Source organism: Streptomyces sp. MMG1533, assembly GCF_001279775.1.
Lineage (GTDB): Bacteria > Actinomycetota > Actinomycetes > Streptomycetales > Streptomycetaceae > Streptomyces.
Genome location: NZ_LGDG01000199.1, coordinates 1 through 226, shown reverse-complemented (window position 1 = coordinate 226; position 226 = coordinate 1). Strand labels below are relative to the sequence as shown.

Sequence of the window (226 nt, the reverse complement as noted above, 5' to 3'; positions counted from 1 at the left end):
GGTGGGGAAGCGGGAGAGCAGGCGGCGGAAGCGTTTGTTGCGGCCGTGCTTCTCGCGGCCCTTCTGCGCCGCGAAGTCGAGGTCTTCGATGGCGATCGCGGCGGCCCCGCAGCGGCGGGTGTGGTGGAGCAGCCGGGTCAGGGCGTGCCGGATCTGTGCATCGCGGTGCGCGGTGGTGCCGGTGAGGTCGTAGAAGTAGCGCTGCGGCTCGCCGACCGGGTTGCCG

1 pseudogene is annotated in these 226 nt (G+C 72.1%); it reads right to left on the bottom strand.

From position 1 onward, the window contains the following. Positions 1-226, bottom strand: a pseudogene (locus tag ADK57_RS19340) (IS200/IS605 family accessory protein TnpB-related protein); the annotation flags it as partial.